Origin of the sequence: Allomuricauda sp. M10, from assembly GCF_020782875.1 — a bacterium.
Taxonomy (GTDB): Bacteria; Bacteroidota; Bacteroidia; order Flavobacteriales; family Flavobacteriaceae; genus Flagellimonas.
Genome location: NZ_JAJGBN010000008.1, coordinates 45195 through 63206, shown reverse-complemented (window position 1 = coordinate 63206; position 18012 = coordinate 45195). Strand labels below are relative to the sequence as shown.

Genomic DNA, 18012 nt, shown 5'->3' with positions numbered 1-18012 from the left:
ATCATGAGTCTTATCAAGGCTCGTTTTCTGTTGGATATATTTTAATAGGTCCATAAACTGACAATGGTCATGGTTCAGCATCGTTTCTGTTGGTAATTTTATAGTTCAAACTAAAGAATCTTTGTTGATTTCATTTTCTTATTGATTGATATTCAGTTGATAAAGAAAAGGGTTAACAACTAAACCAACAATATGGACCAAAATCAAAATAAATTGAAAGTGAGTGTCACGCTACTTCGTATTCTGATAGGGTGGCACTTTTTATTTGAGGGCGTCGTGAAGCTTTACAATCCCGAGTGGACATCGTTCGGGTATTTGGCTACCGCGCAGGGCCCTTTTAAATGGTTTTTTACCATGCTGGTGGGCGATGCTACAATCGGTTGGGTAGACACGCTGAACATCATTGCCCTTATGGTGGTGGGTATCACCTTTACCCTTGGTATTTTTGAAAAAGTAGGTGCCTTTGTTGGCATGGGACTTTTGGCCCTCTACTTTTTTGCTCACCCACCATTCCCAGGATTGACCCAGTTGAACGTGGAAGGTAGCTATTGGTTCGTCAATAAAAATTTGATTGAACTGGTTGCTTGTTTGGTTATCTACCAGTTGCCCACAGGACAATATTTTGGACTGGAATACCTACGAAAAAACAGACTAACTAAAATGCAAGAGCAATGAAATGGACAAGAAGAGACCTTTTGATCGGATTGGGTGGACTCCCCATACTTGGAGCGGTATGGTGGGCCGGAGCAGCCACTACCGTAGGGTCTAGAAGAAAACGTTCCGAAATTTTGGAACAGCTCAACATTGTACCATCATTGCCACCTGCAGTGCCCGGAATTGGTGGGGAGCCTGTTAGAATCGGAATTATTGGATTCGGAATCCGTGGCGAACAACTTTGCAGGGCCTTGGGATTTGCTACCGAAACCTGGAAGGAAGAAATGCGTTTGGCCACTCAAGAAGATCCTGAAAACCAAGCCCTTGAAGATTTCATGGGCCAAGAAAGGCTCAATGTGAAATTGACGGGTATCTGTGATATCTTCGACGTAAGGGCACAACATTTTATCGATTCTTTCTCAACTCCAGAAAACCAAATAAAAAGATACACTACCTACCAAGATATGATCGGTAGTGGTGATGTAGATGCTGTGGTGATTGCAACACCTGACCACTGGCACGCCCCTATTTCTATTGAGGCATTGAACCACAATGTACATGTGTATGTGGAAAAACCGATGACGCATACCGTAGGGGAAACCTATCTGTTGCGTGATGCTGCCAAAAACTCCAAGGCCGTTTTGGCCGTAGGGCACCAACATAGACAGACCCTGAGCTTCAGTACGGCAAGGGACATTGTTGAAAAAGGTACGCTGGGGCATGTTTCCCTGATTCAGACCAATACCAATAGAAATGACGACAATGGCGCATGGAATTATGACATTCATGAAAAAGCAAGCCCAGAAACCATAGATTGGGAACAATTTTTAGGTTCTGCGCCCCAAGTGCCATTCAACAAAGATCATTTTTTCAGATGGCGCAAATGGTGGGCCTATGGATCTGGACTTTCAGGGGATTTGTTGACCCACGATTATGACCGTTTGAACTGTGTGCTCAATATGGGCATTCCCTCTTCGGTGAGTGCTTCGGGAGGTATCTATACCCATAATGATGGCAGGAATGTTCCGGATGTGATCCAGGTGAACATGGAATTCCCCGATTACAGTACAGGAAGCAGTCAGGCCAAAGGCAAGGAAAAAGGAATGACCTTCTGTTATAGTGCCACTTTAGGTAATGGTTTCAATAGACCTACTATACTGATGGGCCATGATGCCACCATGGAACTGGGCAATAAACTGACCATTTGGCCCGATGGGGCTTCTACTCGCTATGCCGAAATGATAGAGGCCGGTAAAATGAATCCGGGAGTACCCATTTATCAGTACAACCCAGCGGCCAATGTACCCGATGCCATTTCGTCCGCCACCTCACAATATTTTGCGGATAAGGGCCTTATGTGGACCTATATTGATGGGGTCCGTGTAGATTCCACCTTTCTGCATATGAGGGAGTGGTTGAGTGTCATCAAAAATGGTGGCAAGGTTAGTTGTGGTATCAAAGAAGGTTTTGAGGAAGCCATTTCGGCACACATGGCAGGATTGTCATGGAAATTAGGCCGAAAAATTGAATGGGATCCCCAAACCCAAATGTTGAAGCCCATTGAGGGCATTGATTTTGATCAAGTATTGCTGGCCAACGATAATTGGGAGGTAAAACCCGAAATGGTTGGTTGAGGTTTCTAGATTTTTATGTTTTTCTAATCCGGAAAGTGGGATGTTGCCTCTAAGGAATTCGGCTCCTTTGGTAGTGTCCCACTTTTCATGAAATTGCAGATTCGATTATTTTTTTCGCTGTAGTTCGTGTTGATAGAGTTGCCTGCCCAACTCTGCCAAAAAAGGAATGCCTACATCGTCATATTCGTAGGCGTCATCATTAAAAATACCATCACTGTTCACCAAAATGGTGGCTACGATCATAAAATCCACTTGGTTTTGGGTGTCTTTGATGTATGCGCAATCCGTTAGGGTGCCATAGGCATAGCCCACTTTGTTGTAAATTTTGATATGGTCCGGCATGAGGTCCGTACTGTCCCCGAACATAAAGAACTTTACATAGCTATCATAAAACTCCTCGGGATCATAACCCAATTTTGGTGGGAGCGTATGCATGGCTTCCAAAAGGAATTGATGTTGCTCTGGGCTCAAATCAAACCGTTCTTCCTTTGGAAAAGCCTCTGGAAAAATGATACGTTTCAACAATGCTGATTGAGCCTGAATGGGGAAATAATTTTTAAGGGAAAAATCGAACGGTTCCATCACCAAAGAATCATCCCCGTAAAATCCCCTGCCTTTTTTAAGTTGTTTCAAGGTCAATGGTTTGGCCGGTGTATTGATGATGGTTTGGGTTACCGTTGTAGTGGAATCATTTAAATAGATGACCAAAGGCTTTGTGGTGACATCGTCACCATTGGGAGTCGATAATCTATGCGCGATACGGATGGGTGTAACTCCTCTTCGCATAATTCTAGCATTCAAGTCGTCCTGCCCTAAAAACTCAACCAATCTATTATTGGCGGCATTGTCAGAAACGGCAAAAATTTCGGAAATACATTTGGCAAAAGTGGTTTCCACGGAATCTCCCTCAATATAAAATCGCGTGTTGAGGTCCAGGGAATCAATTTGGTTCAATTTTTCAAGTGTGGCCACTGCAGCTGGAAACTTGGCAGTACTTGCAGGATAAAAATAGTTTTCCGCATCCACCTGAAAATCGAAATCCGTGAAGAAAATGCTGTCGTTCCGACGATCAATCTGGGTATACCGTATTTGGACTTCGTGTTCCTTCACACGGTCCATCACATTTTTGATCAGCGGATTTTCGGAAGCCAGAACTTGCTTCAGTGGATCAATGGCAACAACGGAATCTTTGCAGGACAATGCCAAAACGGTCAGTGCGGTAAAAGCAATCCTGCTCCACATGATGGTCGGTTATAGGTCTCCTGTATAAACTTGTCCCCTGTGCGGTTTTAGAATGTCCTTCACTTCTTTGAGCTCAAACTCGGCCACCACCAAATAGGCGATGCTGTGTGTCGGTCCAAAATGTTCCACGCCAGATAGGTCGAATTTCAATTCCTCCACGATGACAAACTCTTCAAGGTGTTTAAGGTAGTGTTCGGCGGTGCGTGCGGCGTTGGGTCCCCTAAAGTCCCAAATGATCTTGATTTTGCGGTCCAAAATTTTTTCCATGGTTGTTATAAATCGGTTGCGGAAATCCCCTCTTCGGCAAATTTCTTAAAATCCTGCATATAAATCAAAGTTTGTTTTTTGAATGCACCGGGCATCAGCAACCCCATCAATTTCATTCCAAAGCCTGAAAACTGAAAATCTGTTTCCGTTACCCAACGGGTCTTGTCATCTTCGTCATTGAAATAGTTTTTTTGGAGATTGTGAACACCTTTGGCATCATAACTGGCATGCATTTCTTCTGGGAGGTTTTTTTTGATGATGGTCTCCACCAAAGTGATTTCACGCTTGCCCATCTGGTAGGTGAGGCTCATTTGCGCCCCTTCCTGTCCTGGGTTTTTGGAAAGCTGCTCATATTGGGTCAGCCCCCGTTGCCAATGTTTCATGTTTTCCGGATTGTCCAATTTCTTGATGAACTCTTCCCTTGGGACATTCACCAAAATTTCGGTCGTATATTTCATTTGGTTTGGTTTTCCACTAATGTAACATTTTTTTTGGTGAAGGTTCTCTACTAAAAATCTGTTAATGGGATTGACACTTACTTGTAGGGGATTTAGTAATTGTTATTTTTGCGAAATGCTTAAGCTCCAAAAAAATAGCCTATACCTACTTTGCACCCTGGGTGCCCTGATGATCGTTTCGTGCGAAGGCCTTTTTAATAAGGAAGTGGAACGGGAACCATTGGCAAGAGTAGGGGATGCCTACCTTTACAAAGATGATGTTGCCGCTTTGATCAGTGATGACATGACTCCACAGGATAGTGCCCTGTTTGTGTCCAATTACATCAACAATTGGGCATCCAAGCAATTGTTGTTGACCAAATCCAAGATTAATCTGCCTGAAGAAAAACTGGCGGAATTTGACCGATTGGTTTCCGATTACAAGTCGGAACTGTACACCCGGGCCTATATTGAGGCTTTGGTGTTGCAGGCCAACGATACCTCCGTGACCAAAAGCCAGTTACAGGAATACTATGAAAGGGAAAAGGAAAACTTTAAATTGAACGAAAAATTGGTGCAGCTCCGTTTTGTGGGTATGCCTGCCCAGTTTTTGGACAAAGATGGGGTAAAGGCAAAGATCAGAACTTGGAAAGATGCTGATAAACAATACTTGGATTCCATTGCGGTGCAGTTCAAAAAAATCCATTTTAACGACTCTATTTGGGTCAGTTCTACGAGGGTTGTGGAAGAAATTACGCCCCTAACTGCCGCAAATGAAGCCAACTACTTAAAAAAATCACAATTTTTTGAGCTACAAGATTCCATAGAGGTATATTTGGGCATGGTCACCAATGTGTTGGAGGTCAATGATACAGCGCCTTTTGAGTATGTAGAACCAGAAATTAGGCAATTGATCCTCAACCGAAGGCGATTGAACTACGTAAAAAAATTGGAAACCGAGATTATAGATGAAGCAATCAAGAAGAAAGAATTTGAGGTTTATGAATAATATGATGAAGGGGATTTTGGCCCTTGTTTTCCTATCGACCATTACAGCGAAGGCCCAGGAAACGGATGAAGCATTGGGAGTGAAGGACACAACTGCTTCTACCACTAAAGTGAAGTTGGATGGTATTGCTGCGGTAATCGGTGATTATGTGATCTTGGAATCGGATATCGATAAAACCTTGATCGATCTAAAAACACAAGGAGCTTCAATGGAAAATATTACCCGATGCGGGCTTCTGGGCAAATTGATGGAAGACCGTTTGTATGCCCACCAGGCTATTCAGGATAGTTTGTTGGTTTCGGACGATATGGTGAATGCCCAAAGTGATCGACAGATCCAACAATTTGTGTCACAGCTAGGGTCCATGGAAAAACTGTTGAAGTTTTACAAAAAACCGGATGTGGAAAGCTTCCGTACCGAACTTTTTGAAATCAACAAATTGCGTATGCTGTCCGAGAAGATGCAGGGTAAGATTGTTGAGGAAATTGAGGTGACCCCAGAAGAGGTACGTCAGTTTTTCTTTAATATTCCAGAAGAGGACCGTCCCGTTTTTGGTGCGGAACTGGAAATTGCACAGATCGTAAAGTCGCCCAAAGCACCTGAAGAGGAAAAGCAGAAGGTGATACAACAGTTAAAGGCCATCAAACAAGATGTGGAGGAAAATGGGGCTAGCTTTAAGGTAAAAGCCATTTTGTATACCCGTGACGACTCTTCAAGGGCGAACGGTGGTTTCTACAGTATGAACAAGGAAACCCAATTTGTACGAGAATTCAAGGATGTGGCTTTCAGTCTTCGTGAAGGTGAAATTTCCGAACCTTTTGAAACGGTTTACGGTTACCATATTATTTATATTGAAAAAATTAGGGGACAGGAAATCGATTTGAGACACATTCTGATGATTCCCGAAGTTCCGCAAAGTGCAATTGATGATGCAGTGACAGAGTTGGATACCATTCGCCAGCAAATATTGGATGGTAAATATACTTTTGCCGAAGCTGCTCAAAATTTTTCCGATGAAAAGGAAACCAAAAATGATGGAGGTCTATTGCGTAACCCAATCAATTTTGATTCAAGATTTGAACTGACCAAAATGGATCCTACCTTGTACAATCAGGTTAGGAACATTAAGGATGGGGAAATTTCCAAGCCTATCAGGGAAGACGATCCCAGAGGAGGGCCTCCCAAGTTCAAGATCATGAAGATTTCCAATCGTTATGATGAGCACAAAGCCGATTTTGCCAAGGATTATTTAAAAATTCAGGAATTGGCCCTTCGGGAAAAGCAGTTCAAGGCCATCAAAAAATGGATGGAAGAACATATTGAGGATACCTATATCCACGTGAACGTTGACAATAGAGGCTGCGATTTTGCAAACAACTGGGTAAAGGAGTAGGCCAATGTCAGACGTAACTGCGGTAGAAAACCTGGTAAAAAAACACCAAGAACTCAAAAAGGAGATTGCCAAGGTCATTGTTGGCCAAGAAAAGGTGGTCGAACAGATTTTACTCTCCATTTATACAGGAGGGCATTCCCTTTTGATCGGTGTTCCCGGTTTGGCCAAAACGTTAATGGTCAACACTATCGCACAAACGCTCGGATTGGATTTTAAAAGGATACAGTTTACCCCAGACCTTATGCCCAGTGATATTTTGGGTAGTGAGGTGTTGGATCAGAATAGAAACTTTAAGTTTATCATGGGGCCTGTTTTCGCCAACATCATTTTGGCGGATGAGATCAACCGAACCCCGCCCAAAACTCAGGCTGCCCTTTTGGAAGCCATGCAGGAACGAGCAGTGACGATTGCAGGTAAACAATACAAGCTAAACCGTCCTTATTTTGTGTTGGCCACACAAAACCCTATTGAACAGGAAGGAACGTATCCTTTACCAGAGGCCCAGCTGGATCGTTTCATGTTTGCTATAGAATTGAAATATCCGTCCATAGAGGAAGAAATTCAGGTGGTTAAATCAACCACTACTGATGAGGAGGTACAACTCAATACCCTTTTTAATGCGGAGGATATCATTGCCATCCAGCATTTGGTCAGGCGCATTCCCGTGCCCGATAATGTAATCGATTACGCCGTAAGGCTTGTCAATAGAACCCGTCCGGGAATGGAAGGTTCCTTGGATTTTGTGAATAATTATGTGGATTGGGGCGCTGGTCCACGGGCTTCCCAAAACCTTGTTTTGGCTGCAAAGGCCCATGCTGCCGTCCATGGAAAGTTCTCTCCGGACATTGAGGACGTGAAAGCGGTTTCCTTGGGTATTCTGCGTCACAGGATCCTAAAAAACTATAAAGCTGAGGCCGAGGGCATCTCAGAGGAAAGAATTGTTGCAGAATTGTTATAAATATCAAATCATAGATATTTATTTAGCGGAATTCTAATTCCAAAATCCTTCGTTATTTAGTAAATTTACCGAATTACTAAAATCTAAAAACTCAATTGTAGAATGGCATTTGATATAGACATGATTAAGGGCGTCTACGCTTCCATGGGGGAACGTGTAGATAAGGCCCGTGAACTGGTAGGAAAACCGTTGACCCTTTCTGAGAAAATATTGTACTCACACCTATGGGACGGAACACCCACCAAAAATTTTACCAGAGGAAAAGATTATGTTGATTTTGCACCGGACAGGGTTGCTTGTCAGGATGCAACCGCTCAAATGGCATTGCTACAGTTCATGCATGCTGGAAAACCTAAGGCCGCTGTACCAACAACTGTACACTGTGATCACTTGATCCAGGCAAAAGTTGGGGCTGAGGCAGATTTAAAAAGGGCCAACCAGACCAGTAACGAAGTTTTTGATTTCTTGGAATCCGTTTCCAATAAATATGGTATTGGTTTCTGGAAACCAGGTGCAGGGATTATCCACCAAGTAGTTTTGGAAAATTATGCGTTTCCAGGAGGTATGATGATCGGAACCGATTCACACACGGTAAATGCCGGTGGATTGGGAATGGTCGCTATCGGTGTTGGTGGTGCTGATGCCGTTGATGTAATGGCCGGAATGGCTTGGGAATTGAAATTCCCAAAATTGATTGGGGTTAAACTGAAAGGAAAACTTTCCGGATGGACCGCTCCTAAAGATGTGATCTTGAAAGTGGCCGATATTCTTACCGTAAAAGGGGGAACAGGTGCCATTATTGAATATTTTGGCGAAGGTGCCACTTCCATGTCATGTACCGGTAAAGGTACCATTTGTAACATGGGAGCTGAGGTAGGTGCCACTACTTCAACCTTCGGTTACGATGAATCCATGGATAGGTACCTTAGAGCTACCAACCGTGCCGATGTTGCCGATGCGGCCCTTGCCGTAAAGCAGCACTTGACCGCGGATCCTGAAGTGTATGCCAACCCAGGACAGTATTTTGATGAGGTTATCGAAATCGACTTGAATACTTTGGAACCACATTTGAACGGACCTTTCACCCCGGATTTGGCTACCCCAATTTCTAAAATGGGAGAGACTGCCAAAGCAAACGATTGGCCTTTGACTGTGGAAGTTGGATTGATTGGTTCTTGTACCAACTCTTCCTACGAAGATATTTCAAGGGCGGCTTCTTTGGCAAAACAAGTGGCCGACAAGAATTTGAAGACTAAATCACAATTTACCATAACCCCAGGTTCCGAGCAGGTTCGTTATACCATCGAAAGGGATGGATTTATCGATACCTTCAACAATATTGGAGCAACCGTGTTTGCCAATGCCTGTGGACCCTGTATCGGTATGTGGGATCGTTACGGCGACAAAGCCGCTGATGCACCACGTAACACCATCGTTCACTCTTTCAACAGGAACTTTGCTAAAAGAGCCGATGGTAACCCGAATACTTTGGCGTTTGTAGGTTCACCAGAATTGGTTACCGCCATTGCCATCGCTGGGCGATTGGATTTTAACCCCATCACCGATAAGTTGTTGAACGAGGACGGTGAAGAGGTAATGTTGGATGAACCAAGAGGGTACGAACTTCCTCCAGAAGGATTTGCTGTGGAAGATGCCGGTTACATTGCTCCCAAAGAAGACGGTAGCGGTGTTGAAGTAAAAGTTGCCCCAGATTCTGAGCGTCTGCAACTTTTGGCTCCATTTGAACCCATCAAACCTGAAAGCTTGAAAGGCATGAAACTGTTGATCAAGGCCTTTGGTAAGTGTACCACCGACCACATTTCAATGGCCGGACCATGGTTGCGTTACAGAGGACATTTGGACAATATCGCCAATAATACCTTGATCGGAGCAGTGAACGCCTTCAACAAAAAAACAAACTTTGTCAAAAACCAATTGACAGGAGAGTACGGAGGGGTACCTGATACCCAACGTGAATACAAAAAAGCTGGAATCAAAACCTTGGTAGTGGGTGACCACAACTACGGTGAAGGTTCTTCAAGAGAGCATGCGGCCATGCAGCCGAGACACTTGGGTGTCGCTGCTGTTTTGGTAAAATCCTTTGCTAGGATCCACGAAACCAACTTGAAGAAACAAGGTATGTTGGCCTTGACGTTTGCCAATGAGAGTGATTATGATCTAATTCAAGAAGATGATACCTTCAACTTTTTGGATATTGACCAGTTTGCTCCTGAAAAGCCATTGACCATTGAAGTAGTACATGCCAATGGAAGCAAGGATACCATCATTGCAAACCATTCGTACAACGATGCTCAGATTGCATGGTTCAAGGAAGGTTCTGCATTGAACCTGATCAAGAAGGAGAATGCATAATTTGTATCTAAGATAATTTGTATTAAACTCCTGATATTGATTTAGATATCAGGAGTTTTTAATTTTTGAGAAACATCTTTTTTATGAAGGTCAGTAAAAAAACCGTTTTAAATATTGCATTCATTCTATTGGTGCTTTCCTTTTTTGTGACACCGATCGGTTACTATGGAAAAATATTCCTGAACCGTTTATTTTCCTTTTCTCCTCCCGTAATCGAGCAATCGGAAAGACAAAAGATTACGGATTACGATTGGAAATTGAAGGATGAGGAATGGAACTTCTTCAATTTTGAAAAGTCAAAGGGAAGAGTGATACTCATTAATCTTTGGGCTTCTTGGAAATTGCCGTCTGAAGCGGAACTTGCAAGCATTCAAGAGTTGTACGACAGGTACAAGGGCAAGATGGATTTCTATATCATCACAAATGAAAACCAACCGCCCGTGGAGGCTTTTATGGCCGAGCACAAGTTTACTTTTCCCGTTACCTATTTGATTATTGGCGAGAAAATGCCGATTGATTCCGAAACAGTTCCTTCTTCTTATTTAATTGATAAATCAGGGAATATTGTGATTTACAAGGAAGGAATTGCCGATTGGAGCACCGGAAAAGTCTACAAATTGTTGGATGAATTGATCGCTGAATAATTCCGTATGAAAATTACCAAGGAACAGATTGGCAACGGTATTTGGATTTTGATCATTGTGTTGATCTTGTTCACCCCTGTTGGGTTCCATGTTCGGGTATGGGTCAGTAAGGCAATGGCGGAGGTTTTTTCTGCGGATGTAGTAGAGGATGACGAGCAGATAACCCTTGAGGATTATCATTGGAATTTGGTGGGTCTGGATGGCAAACAAATAGATTTTCAATCTGCAAAAGGAAAGGTGGCCGTGGTCAATGTTTGGGCTACTTGGTGTCCTCCCTGTGTTGCCGAACTACCCAAGTTTGTTGAATTGTATGCGGATTATAAGGACAAGGTGGTTTTTGCCTTTGTTGCCAACGATGAAAAAGAAAAGGTGGTGACCTTTCTTAAGAAAAAGGGATATCAATTACCTGTATTTCTTCAAACTTCAAAGTCACCTACAGAATTCGATAGTAGCACCATTCCTGCCACCTATATCATAAGTAAATCAGGGAAAATTGTTGTGGATGAAAGGGGAGCCGCCAACTGGAATTCCGAAAGTACAAGGTCCCTTTTGGATGAACTTATACTAGAGTAGCCCTACTTTTTAAAATATTTAAAAGGAACCAAGAGCATCCCAAAGCATTCCCCGTCTTCCTTGCCCAGATGTTTGTGGTGCATTTTATGGGCCCTACGTACCCCACGGGCATACCAATTATTGGCATTTCTTAATAGTTTGAAACGCTGGTGGATGAAGATATCGTGTACCAAAAAATAGGCGATACCGTAAGCCAAAATCCCGAATCCCAAAGGCCAACCATACCAAAAGGAAGTATAATTGCCCAAAAAGAAAAGCGTCATGCTCACCACGGCGTAGAACAAGAAAAAAGCATCGTTGCGTTCAAACCAAGAGTTGTGGTCCTTTTTGTGATGATCTTTGTGAAGGCTCCATAAAAAACCGTGCATCACATATTTATGGGTAAACCAGGCCATGAACTCCATGAAACCAAATGTGGCCAAAAAAATGAGTATCCAAAGTGCTACCTTCATTGTACCAATTGTAATTTATAATTGAGGTAAGATTGGGCCAAAAGTCCGAATTTTTGATAATTGGGAACACGTATCCTGGCATTTTTGATTTCTAGGGGAGGAGTGCCCTGTAATTTATGGAGCAGTTTCTTGTAATAACGGTAAGCTGTATAAACTCCAAATTTGGCCTGTTCCGGTAATTTAATGATACCTGAATACCCTACCGCGAAGTCCGCCTTTATCTCATTGACGATTCTTCTCTTGGACTCTTCATCCAGTTCCAAAAGATTGGTGTTGGGGAAATAGGTACGGTTCAATTCTTCATAATCCGCCTTCAAATCCCTTAAAAAGTTCACTTTTTGAAAGGCCGACCCCAAAGCCATGGCAGATTCCTTCAATTCTTCATATTTCTCCTTATCGCCGTTCACAAAAACACAAAGACACATCAACCCAACCACATCCGCAGAACCGTAGATGTACTCCCTATATTCATCAAAGGTTTCGTATTTCTTCTTGCGGAGGTCCATCCGCATACTCTTCATGAAAGCCGCCACCAAATGATGGGGAATATCATATTTGTGATAGGTGTGTTGAAAAGAATTCAATATGGGGTTCAGGCTAATTTTTTTCTCAAGGGCCTCTTCCATTTCCTTTTCAAAGTTCACGAACAATTGTTCCTTGTCGTAGTCGTGGAAAGTATCCACAATTTCATCGGCAAACCGAACAAAGCCGTAAATGTTGTAAATATCGGCACGGATGGAAGGTGCCAACATTTTGGTGGCCAAGGCAAAGGAAGTGCTGTACGATTGGGTCACAACCTTACTGCAATGGTATGATACTTCGTCGAAAATGCTTTTCATCTTTTTACTTCTTTGGTGATTAGATCGGCCACCAGTTTACCAGAAATCAGGGACGGTGGCACTCCTGGTCCCGGAACGGTGAGCTGACCGGTAAAGAACAGGTTCTTTACCTTACTACTTTTTAGGTTAGGTCGTAAAAAGGCAGTCTGCCGCAACGTATTGGCCAGACCGTAAGCGTTGCCCTTGTAAGAATTGTACTGTTCCACAAAATCGTTTACACAGAAACTCTCCTTAAAAACAATGGCATTTTTAATTTGTTGATGGGTCAGTCTTTCAAACCGATCCATCACTATGTCGAAATATTGGTTTCTCAATTCAGGTGTATCCTCCAATCCCGGTGCAATGGGGACCAAGAAAAAACCGGTTTCACAATCCTGGGGAGCCATGGTGCTATCGGTTACCGAAGGAAAATTGGCATAGAACAACGGATTGCTCGGCCATTGGGGTTCATCGTAAATTTCCTGGGCATGTTTTTCAAAATCGGTATCAAAGAACAGATTGTGGTGGTCAATGTTTTTCAACTTTTTGTTGAAACCGATATAGAAAAGTAGCGAGGAAGGCGCGTACGTCTTGTTCTCCCAGTATTCTTCTGAATATTGACGGTATTTTTGGTCCAAAAGCGTTTCCGAATGATGGTAATCCGCTCCGCTGATCACATAATCGGCCAATTGATTGTTTCCTTTGCTTCGGATACCGATTACTTCCCCATCTGACACCAAAATATGGGTAACGGGACTGTTGGTATGGATTTTTACCCCAAGTTCCTCAGCCAGATTTTTCATGGCTTTGATGATCTCGTACATACCACCTTTGGGATGCCAGGTGCCCAGGCCAAAATCGGCAAAGTTCATGAAATTGTAAAAGGATGGGGTATTGCTCGGTTTGGCACCCAAAAACAATACGGGAAATTCCAATGTGGAAACGAGCTTCGGGTTTTTAAACCGCTTACGAACCTCTTGACTGATGGTTTTGAAAAACTGGTCCACCCGAAGAACGGTTTCCTTTGTAACCAGTTCCAAAGGGGAGAGTCCGGGTCGGAGTACCACCTTGTTGATGGCAATGTCATAGTTTTCTTGAGCCTGCCCGATAAATCGTCTGAGGTGTTCACTGCTGCCTGCTTCAATACGTTCAAATTCCTCACAGATGGCTTCCATGCAATCCCCAATGGTCAGCGTGTCGTCCTCAAAAAATATTTTATAGGCCGGGCTCAGTTTGTCCAACTGGTAGTAATCAGAAGTTTTTTTTCCAAAGTCGTTGAAGAATTTGTCAAAAATATCGGGCATCCAATACCAGCTCGGACCGATGTCAAAAGTAAAACCCTCCTTGATCAATTGTCTGGCCCTGCCGCCCACCGTATCGTTCTTTTCATAGATTTCTACCTCAAATCCTGCCTTTGCCAAATAACAAGAGGCAGACAGTGAGGAAAATCCAGAACCGATAACGATGGCTTTTTTCATACTTAAACGGTTTCCAAGAGTTCGTTGATTGATCTAAATATCTTGACACTACTTGGTAATTTTTTATCAGAAACCTGCTGTATTTGATGACCCAATACATACAATTTAGAACCAGGGGACATATCAAGAACCTCCTGAAAACTATTAAAATAATCCTCAAGATCGTTGGCAGCCGGGGATACGGTGAAATAAGAAATGAACCGGATGTTACTGTAATATTTAAGTAGATCCACCAAACTTTCTACAGGCATGGTCTGGCCAAGATATATGGTTTTGTACCCTTTGTTGGCCAGTTCATAATTGATGTACAACAAGCCAATTTCATGAATTTCGTTTTCAGGAAGGAACAATACAAAAACCTGATCTTTTTGTGTAGGTTCGTTCAGCTGTACCTGTTCTGTATGGATGTAGATTTTCTGTTTGATCAAGTTGGAAACAAAATGTTCATGGGCAGGACTTATGGTGTGTGTCTGCCATAAGAGTCCCAATTCATTCAAAAAAGGAATAAAAACCTCCTTGAAGATTTGGGTAAATGTGCGATCTTGAAGTAGGCTGTTGTAGGTCTTCAAAAAAAGTGCCTGATCAAAATTGAGCATGGATAGTTTGAGTGAATTCAGCGCATGGCTCTTTTCACTGTTTTGGGCCACTATTTCCCTTACAAGGGTAGGAATCTTGACTTCGTCCAGCTTGGCTATTTTAGAAATTTTATAGCCGTTGTTGTACAGCATGGTCACGTTCAACAACTTTTGCAAGCTCACCAAATTGTAGGTGCGGATGTTGGTATCTGTTCTTTCTGGGCTGAAAAGGTTATATCGTTTTTCCCAAATTCGAATGGTGTGGGCCTTGATTCCCGACAAATTTTCCAAATCCCTAATGCTGAAAGATTTCTTTACGTTGTTCATCTTTTCATCATAAACGTTAAACAAATTTACAATTTAAACGATGCCAACCTATTTTTTTGTCTTAAAATTTAGGGAGAGGATATAAAACCTGAAATTTTGATTGGATTTTGTTTAGGAAGGAATGGAAAAGAATGAAAACAAAAAAAACCGCAATAATTTGCGGTTTTGTGCCCACGACTGGATTCGAACCAGCACGTCCTTACGAACACCACCCCCTCAAGATGGCGTGTCTACCAATTTCACCACGTGGGCCAATGTAGAAAACAAAAAAAGTTAAGCAAAGCACTTAACTTTCGGATTGCAAATATAATTGTTTTGCAACAATGGAAAAGATAGAAATCCGGTTTTTACCATTAGCGTAAATACCCTATGTAAGAGAAGGAAAATCCATGGTTTTTGGCGCCTTCCAAAAAAAGATAGGCATTGCCTTCCTTGGCCACATCGGTCAATCCGTGATTGTATTTGAACAAGATTTTCCCATGGGGCAGATTAATTCCGATGCCGGCAACCAGACCTAGATCTATTTTTTCAAATTGGTCATTGTCCAGTTCCCCATAGCCTATGTAGTAAGGAGTGCCATAATCAAAATTGCTATCCAATAAAAAGCCGGCATATCCTCCTAAAACAATATCCACAACACTTTTGGTGTGTATGTTGACCAAAAGTGGGGTTTCAATATAATGTAATTTAAACCGAATTGTACCGTCGTAAAAGTTGTTGATATAGAAATCGCCTTTTCCGCCTTTTCTTGTGTACAGGATTTGCGGTTCCAAGCCAATTCTTTTGCCCAAGGGCAAACTAAAGGAGCCTCCGATAAAAAAACCGAATTGAAATTCAGAATCGTACGGATCGCTGTAGAAGCTTGTTGCTTGTGGACCGAAAGTGAGTCCAAAATGGGGGTCATGAATGCTGTAAATGGGGTAATAACCTGATTGTTGCTGTGCATGTAATCCTGTAAAAGTGAAAGCCAAAGCGGCCAAAAACCAAATTTTTTTCATTTTTTGAAAGTATTAAATCAATAAACCTTGGTAAAAGTAGAGTAGGAGAATACTATTGGCATTTGAAAAGAAATTGAAGCGGCTGAATTGTTGGTTAAAGAAACCAAAAGGGGCGTTTAGGGGAAATCGCCCAATAAAATTAATTGAGCATTGCTTTTGATGGTCCAATTGCACTTCAACCTGAAATTAGGATGCTTCACCTCAATAATCTACTGCCTGGAATTGAAAGTTTGATCGATCATGGGTTTAGCCCACTACTTTTGCCCGATGAAAAAGGTGAATTGGAGCATAGGAATCCCGTTTTCGGTGATTTTATCGGTAGTTGGATCGTTGCCCATACTGCTCCATTTTTCTACGGATGAAGTGAATTTGTTCGCCAGGTCCATCAGCTATAATTTGATCATCACACTATTATGCTGGTTTATTTGTCATCAGGTTCTGGAAAGTAACCGATTCAATTTTTCCAAAGAAAGAACCCTGTACTTTGTTTTTTGTACCAGCATCACTATTATCCTGGCTTTTCTGTTGAATTTCTTGTTCACGGCCGTGGTCGGGGTTTCCATCAGGCCCATCATGGACCCGGGGGGTATGCGCTATACCTTACTCATTCTTTTTCGGGGACTGATGCTTGGTGCCTTAATTTCCTTTGTGGTCAATTATTTGGATGTTTTAAAGGAAAAGCAAAGGAGTGCCCTTGTTATTGAACAGTTGAAGCAAAAACAGTTGGAAGCCAACCTGTCTTCATTAAAGGAACAGATGAGCCCCCATTTTTTGTTCAATTCGCTCAACTCCCTTATTTCTGTCATCAAAAGGGATAGTCCTGGAGCGGTGAACTTTGTGATACGGTTGGCGGAAGTATATCGGTATCTGTTGCAGCACAGGGAACACCAAACGGTAAGTTTAAAGGAAGAACTCGATTTTATAGATGCCTATATTTTTTTGTTGAAGGTCAGGTTCAAACAGAATATCAGGGTTACGGTGAATATCACCGAACCCTACATCCAGACCAGAATACCTCCATTGACATTGCAATTGCTTTTGGAGAATGCGGTTAAGCACAATGTGGTGTCCAAAACCCAACCCTTGGATATAGAAATTGGCATTGAAAACCAAATGATCGTGGTCAGTAACCAAATCCAGCCCAAAGTATCGTTGGAGACATCGCACGGTTTTGGTTTGGGTAGTATGGAAGAGCAGTATTGGTTATTGGCGCAAAAGGAAATATTGATCAAGGAGGACAATAAGCGGTTCAAGGTTTTGTTGCCCATTTTAATTTAGACTTCATGCATATTTTGATTATTGAAGATGAGCCGGCCACGGCCAAAGATCTGGAGGAAACCATTCAATCCTTAGATCCAGGTTTGAAGGTTTTGGGCATTGTGGATAGCATTTCGGAAGGATTGGTTTGGTTTGGTAAAAATGCACAACCTGATTTGATCTTGAGCGATATCCAATTGGCGGATGGACTCAGTTTTGAACTGTTGAAAAGGGTAGGTGTAAGTTGTCCCGTTATTTTTTGTACCGCATATGATGAATATGCCATTCGGGCTTTTGAGACCAATGGAATTGACTATTTGTTGAAACCGATCAATGAAGGCAAGCTCTCGGAAAGCCTTAAAAGGTACCATCAGTTAAATGACCATTTTATCAGGAACAACCCATACTTTCAAGAGCTTTTACAGAAGGTTCATCATCAATTGCAAACCTACAGGAGCAGTTTTTTGATTTCTTTTCAGGATAAGATGATACCCATCTTAGTTGTGGATATTGCTTTTTTTTATACCGAGAACGGCATCACCAAATTGTATACCCTTTCCCATAAAAGCTATGTCCTTTCTTATACCCTGGAACAATTGGAACAGCTCTTGGATCCCAAAATGTTTTTCAGGGCCAACAGGCAATATATCATTTCATATAGTGCAATGGCCTCTGCGGAAGCCAATGATGCCAGAAAAATGAAGGTGAATATGCTCGTGGAAACTCCATCAACCTTATTGGTCAGTAAAAAGAGAAGCCCTGTATTCATGGGGTGGTTAAAGGAGCGTTGACCCTTTACTAAAAGGTTCCAGATTGCTTCGGGAACCTAAAATGTTACTTCAACAATGGATTTGTCCACTTGCCATCATTTGTGTCAGATCCATACCTAAAGCATAGGTATTATTGCTGTAGAATCTTAAAAA

General features: G+C 42.3%; 18 protein-coding genes and 1 tRNA gene. 10 read left to right on the top strand and 9 right to left on the bottom strand.

The features are described 5' to 3' along the window. The first annotated feature begins 219 nt into the window (after positions 1–219). Complete coding sequence (locus tag LKX84_RS16730; protein WP_228238677.1) at positions 220–675, top strand: DoxX family membrane protein; 456 nt, start codon at positions 220–222, stop codon at positions 673–675. After that, positions 672–2288 (top strand): Gfo/Idh/MocA family protein, encoded by a 1617-nt coding sequence (locus LKX84_RS16725; RefSeq protein WP_228238676.1) that lies wholly within the window; start codon positions 672–674, stop codon positions 2286–2288. The genes LKX84_RS16730 and LKX84_RS16725 overlap by 4 nt, the downstream gene beginning before the upstream one ends. Positions 2289–2393: 105 nt before the next feature. Here LKX84_RS16725 and LKX84_RS16720 read toward each other — a convergent pair whose 3' ends face one another. From LKX84_RS16720 to LKX84_RS16710, 3 genes are read right to left on the bottom strand one after another with little or no spacing between them, the layout of a single operon-like run. Further along, a complete protein-coding gene (locus LKX84_RS16720; RefSeq protein WP_228238675.1) occupies positions 2394–3530 on the bottom strand; it encodes a serine hydrolase in 1137 nt (378 codons plus the stop codon). 9 nt (positions 3531–3539) lie between these two features. Beyond that, entirely contained in the window at positions 3540–3797 is a 258-nt protein-coding gene (locus LKX84_RS16715) for a hypothetical protein (RefSeq protein ID WP_228238674.1), read from the bottom strand. Between the two features lie 5 nt (positions 3798–3802). Further along, complete coding sequence (locus tag LKX84_RS16710) at positions 3803–4255, bottom strand: SRPBCC family protein (protein ID WP_228238673.1); 453 nt, start codon at positions 4253–4255, stop codon at positions 3803–3805. Positions 4256–4370: 115 nt separating this feature from the next. Between LKX84_RS16710 and LKX84_RS16705 the strand changes: the two genes are divergently transcribed. The 6 genes from LKX84_RS16705 to LKX84_RS16680 all read left to right on the top strand — a co-directional run bounded on the left by LKX84_RS16705 (position 4371) and on the right by LKX84_RS16680 (position 11184). Then, positions 4371–5243, top strand: coding sequence for a peptidyl-prolyl cis-trans isomerase (locus LKX84_RS16705; protein ID WP_228238671.1), 873 nt, complete (start codon positions 4371–4373; stop codon positions 5241–5243). Next, the gene (locus LKX84_RS16700; protein WP_228238669.1) at positions 5203–6636 is read left to right on the top strand and encodes a peptidylprolyl isomerase; all 1434 of its coding nucleotides are present in this window, start codon (positions 5203–5205) and stop codon (positions 6634–6636) included. The genes LKX84_RS16705 and LKX84_RS16700 overlap by 41 nt, the downstream gene beginning before the upstream one ends. Before the next feature lie 4 nt (positions 6637–6640). Continuing rightward, the gene (locus LKX84_RS16695) at positions 6641–7594 is read left to right on the top strand and encodes an AAA family ATPase (RefSeq protein WP_228238667.1); all 954 of its coding nucleotides are present in this window, start codon (positions 6641–6643) and stop codon (positions 7592–7594) included. A gap of 102 nt (positions 7595–7696) precedes the next feature. Continuing rightward, the gene (locus tag LKX84_RS16690) at positions 7697–9967 is read left to right on the top strand and encodes an aconitate hydratase (RefSeq protein WP_228238665.1); all 2271 of its coding nucleotides are present in this window, start codon (positions 7697–7699) and stop codon (positions 9965–9967) included. A gap of 83 nt (positions 9968–10050) precedes the next feature. Then, positions 10051–10611 carry a TlpA family protein disulfide reductase gene (locus LKX84_RS16685; RefSeq protein ID WP_228238659.1) on the top strand — a complete coding sequence of 187 codons (561 nt, stop codon included), beginning with the start codon at positions 10051–10053 and terminating at the stop codon, positions 10609–10611. Positions 10612–10617: 6 nt separating this feature from the next. After that, a complete protein-coding gene (locus tag LKX84_RS16680) occupies positions 10618–11184 on the top strand; it encodes a TlpA family protein disulfide reductase (RefSeq protein ID WP_228238656.1) in 567 nt (188 codons plus the stop codon). A 2-nt stretch (positions 11185–11186) separates the two neighbouring features. On the opposite strand, the gene LKX84_RS16675 is transcribed toward LKX84_RS16680, so the two are convergent. The 6 genes from LKX84_RS16675 to LKX84_RS16650 all read right to left on the bottom strand — a co-directional run bounded on the left by LKX84_RS16675 (position 11187) and on the right by LKX84_RS16650 (position 15832). Then, complete coding sequence (locus LKX84_RS16675) at positions 11187–11636, bottom strand: sterol desaturase family protein (RefSeq protein ID WP_228238655.1); 450 nt, start codon at positions 11634–11636, stop codon at positions 11187–11189. Beyond that, positions 11633–12475 carry a phytoene/squalene synthase family protein gene (locus tag LKX84_RS16670; RefSeq protein WP_228238654.1) on the bottom strand — a complete coding sequence of 281 codons (843 nt, stop codon included), beginning with the start codon at positions 12473–12475 and terminating at the stop codon, positions 11633–11635. The genes LKX84_RS16675 and LKX84_RS16670 overlap by 4 nt, the downstream gene beginning before the upstream one ends. After that, positions 12472–13932 carry a phytoene desaturase family protein gene (locus LKX84_RS16665; RefSeq protein ID WP_228238650.1) on the bottom strand — a complete coding sequence of 487 codons (1461 nt, stop codon included), beginning with the start codon at positions 13930–13932 and terminating at the stop codon, positions 12472–12474. Before LKX84_RS16665 ends, LKX84_RS16670 begins: the two co-directional genes overlap by 4 nt. A gap of 2 nt (positions 13933–13934) precedes the next feature. Continuing rightward, a complete protein-coding gene (locus tag LKX84_RS16660) occupies positions 13935–14834 on the bottom strand; it encodes a MerR family transcriptional regulator (RefSeq protein WP_228238750.1) in 900 nt (299 codons plus the stop codon). Between the two features lie 168 nt (positions 14835–15002). Beyond that, positions 15003–15086 (bottom strand) — tRNA-Leu (locus LKX84_RS16655). A gap of 101 nt (positions 15087–15187) precedes the next feature. Further along, on the bottom strand, positions 15188–15832 hold the full coding sequence (locus LKX84_RS16650) for a porin family protein (RefSeq protein ID WP_228238641.1): 645 nt from the start codon (positions 15830–15832) through the stop codon (positions 15188–15190). Positions 15833–16099: 267 nt separating this feature from the next. Here LKX84_RS16650 and LKX84_RS16645 point away from each other — a divergent pair, with 267 nt between their 5' ends. Together LKX84_RS16645 and LKX84_RS16640 are read left to right on the top strand one after the other, a co-directional pair. Further along, positions 16100–17110, top strand: coding sequence for a sensor histidine kinase (locus LKX84_RS16645; RefSeq protein WP_228238639.1), 1011 nt, complete (start codon positions 16100–16102; stop codon positions 17108–17110). A gap of 5 nt (positions 17111–17115) precedes the next feature. Further along, the gene (locus LKX84_RS16640) at positions 17116–17880 is read left to right on the top strand and encodes a LytR/AlgR family response regulator transcription factor (RefSeq protein ID WP_228238637.1); all 765 of its coding nucleotides are present in this window, start codon (positions 17116–17118) and stop codon (positions 17878–17880) included. Positions 17881–18012: the final 132 nt, after the last annotated feature.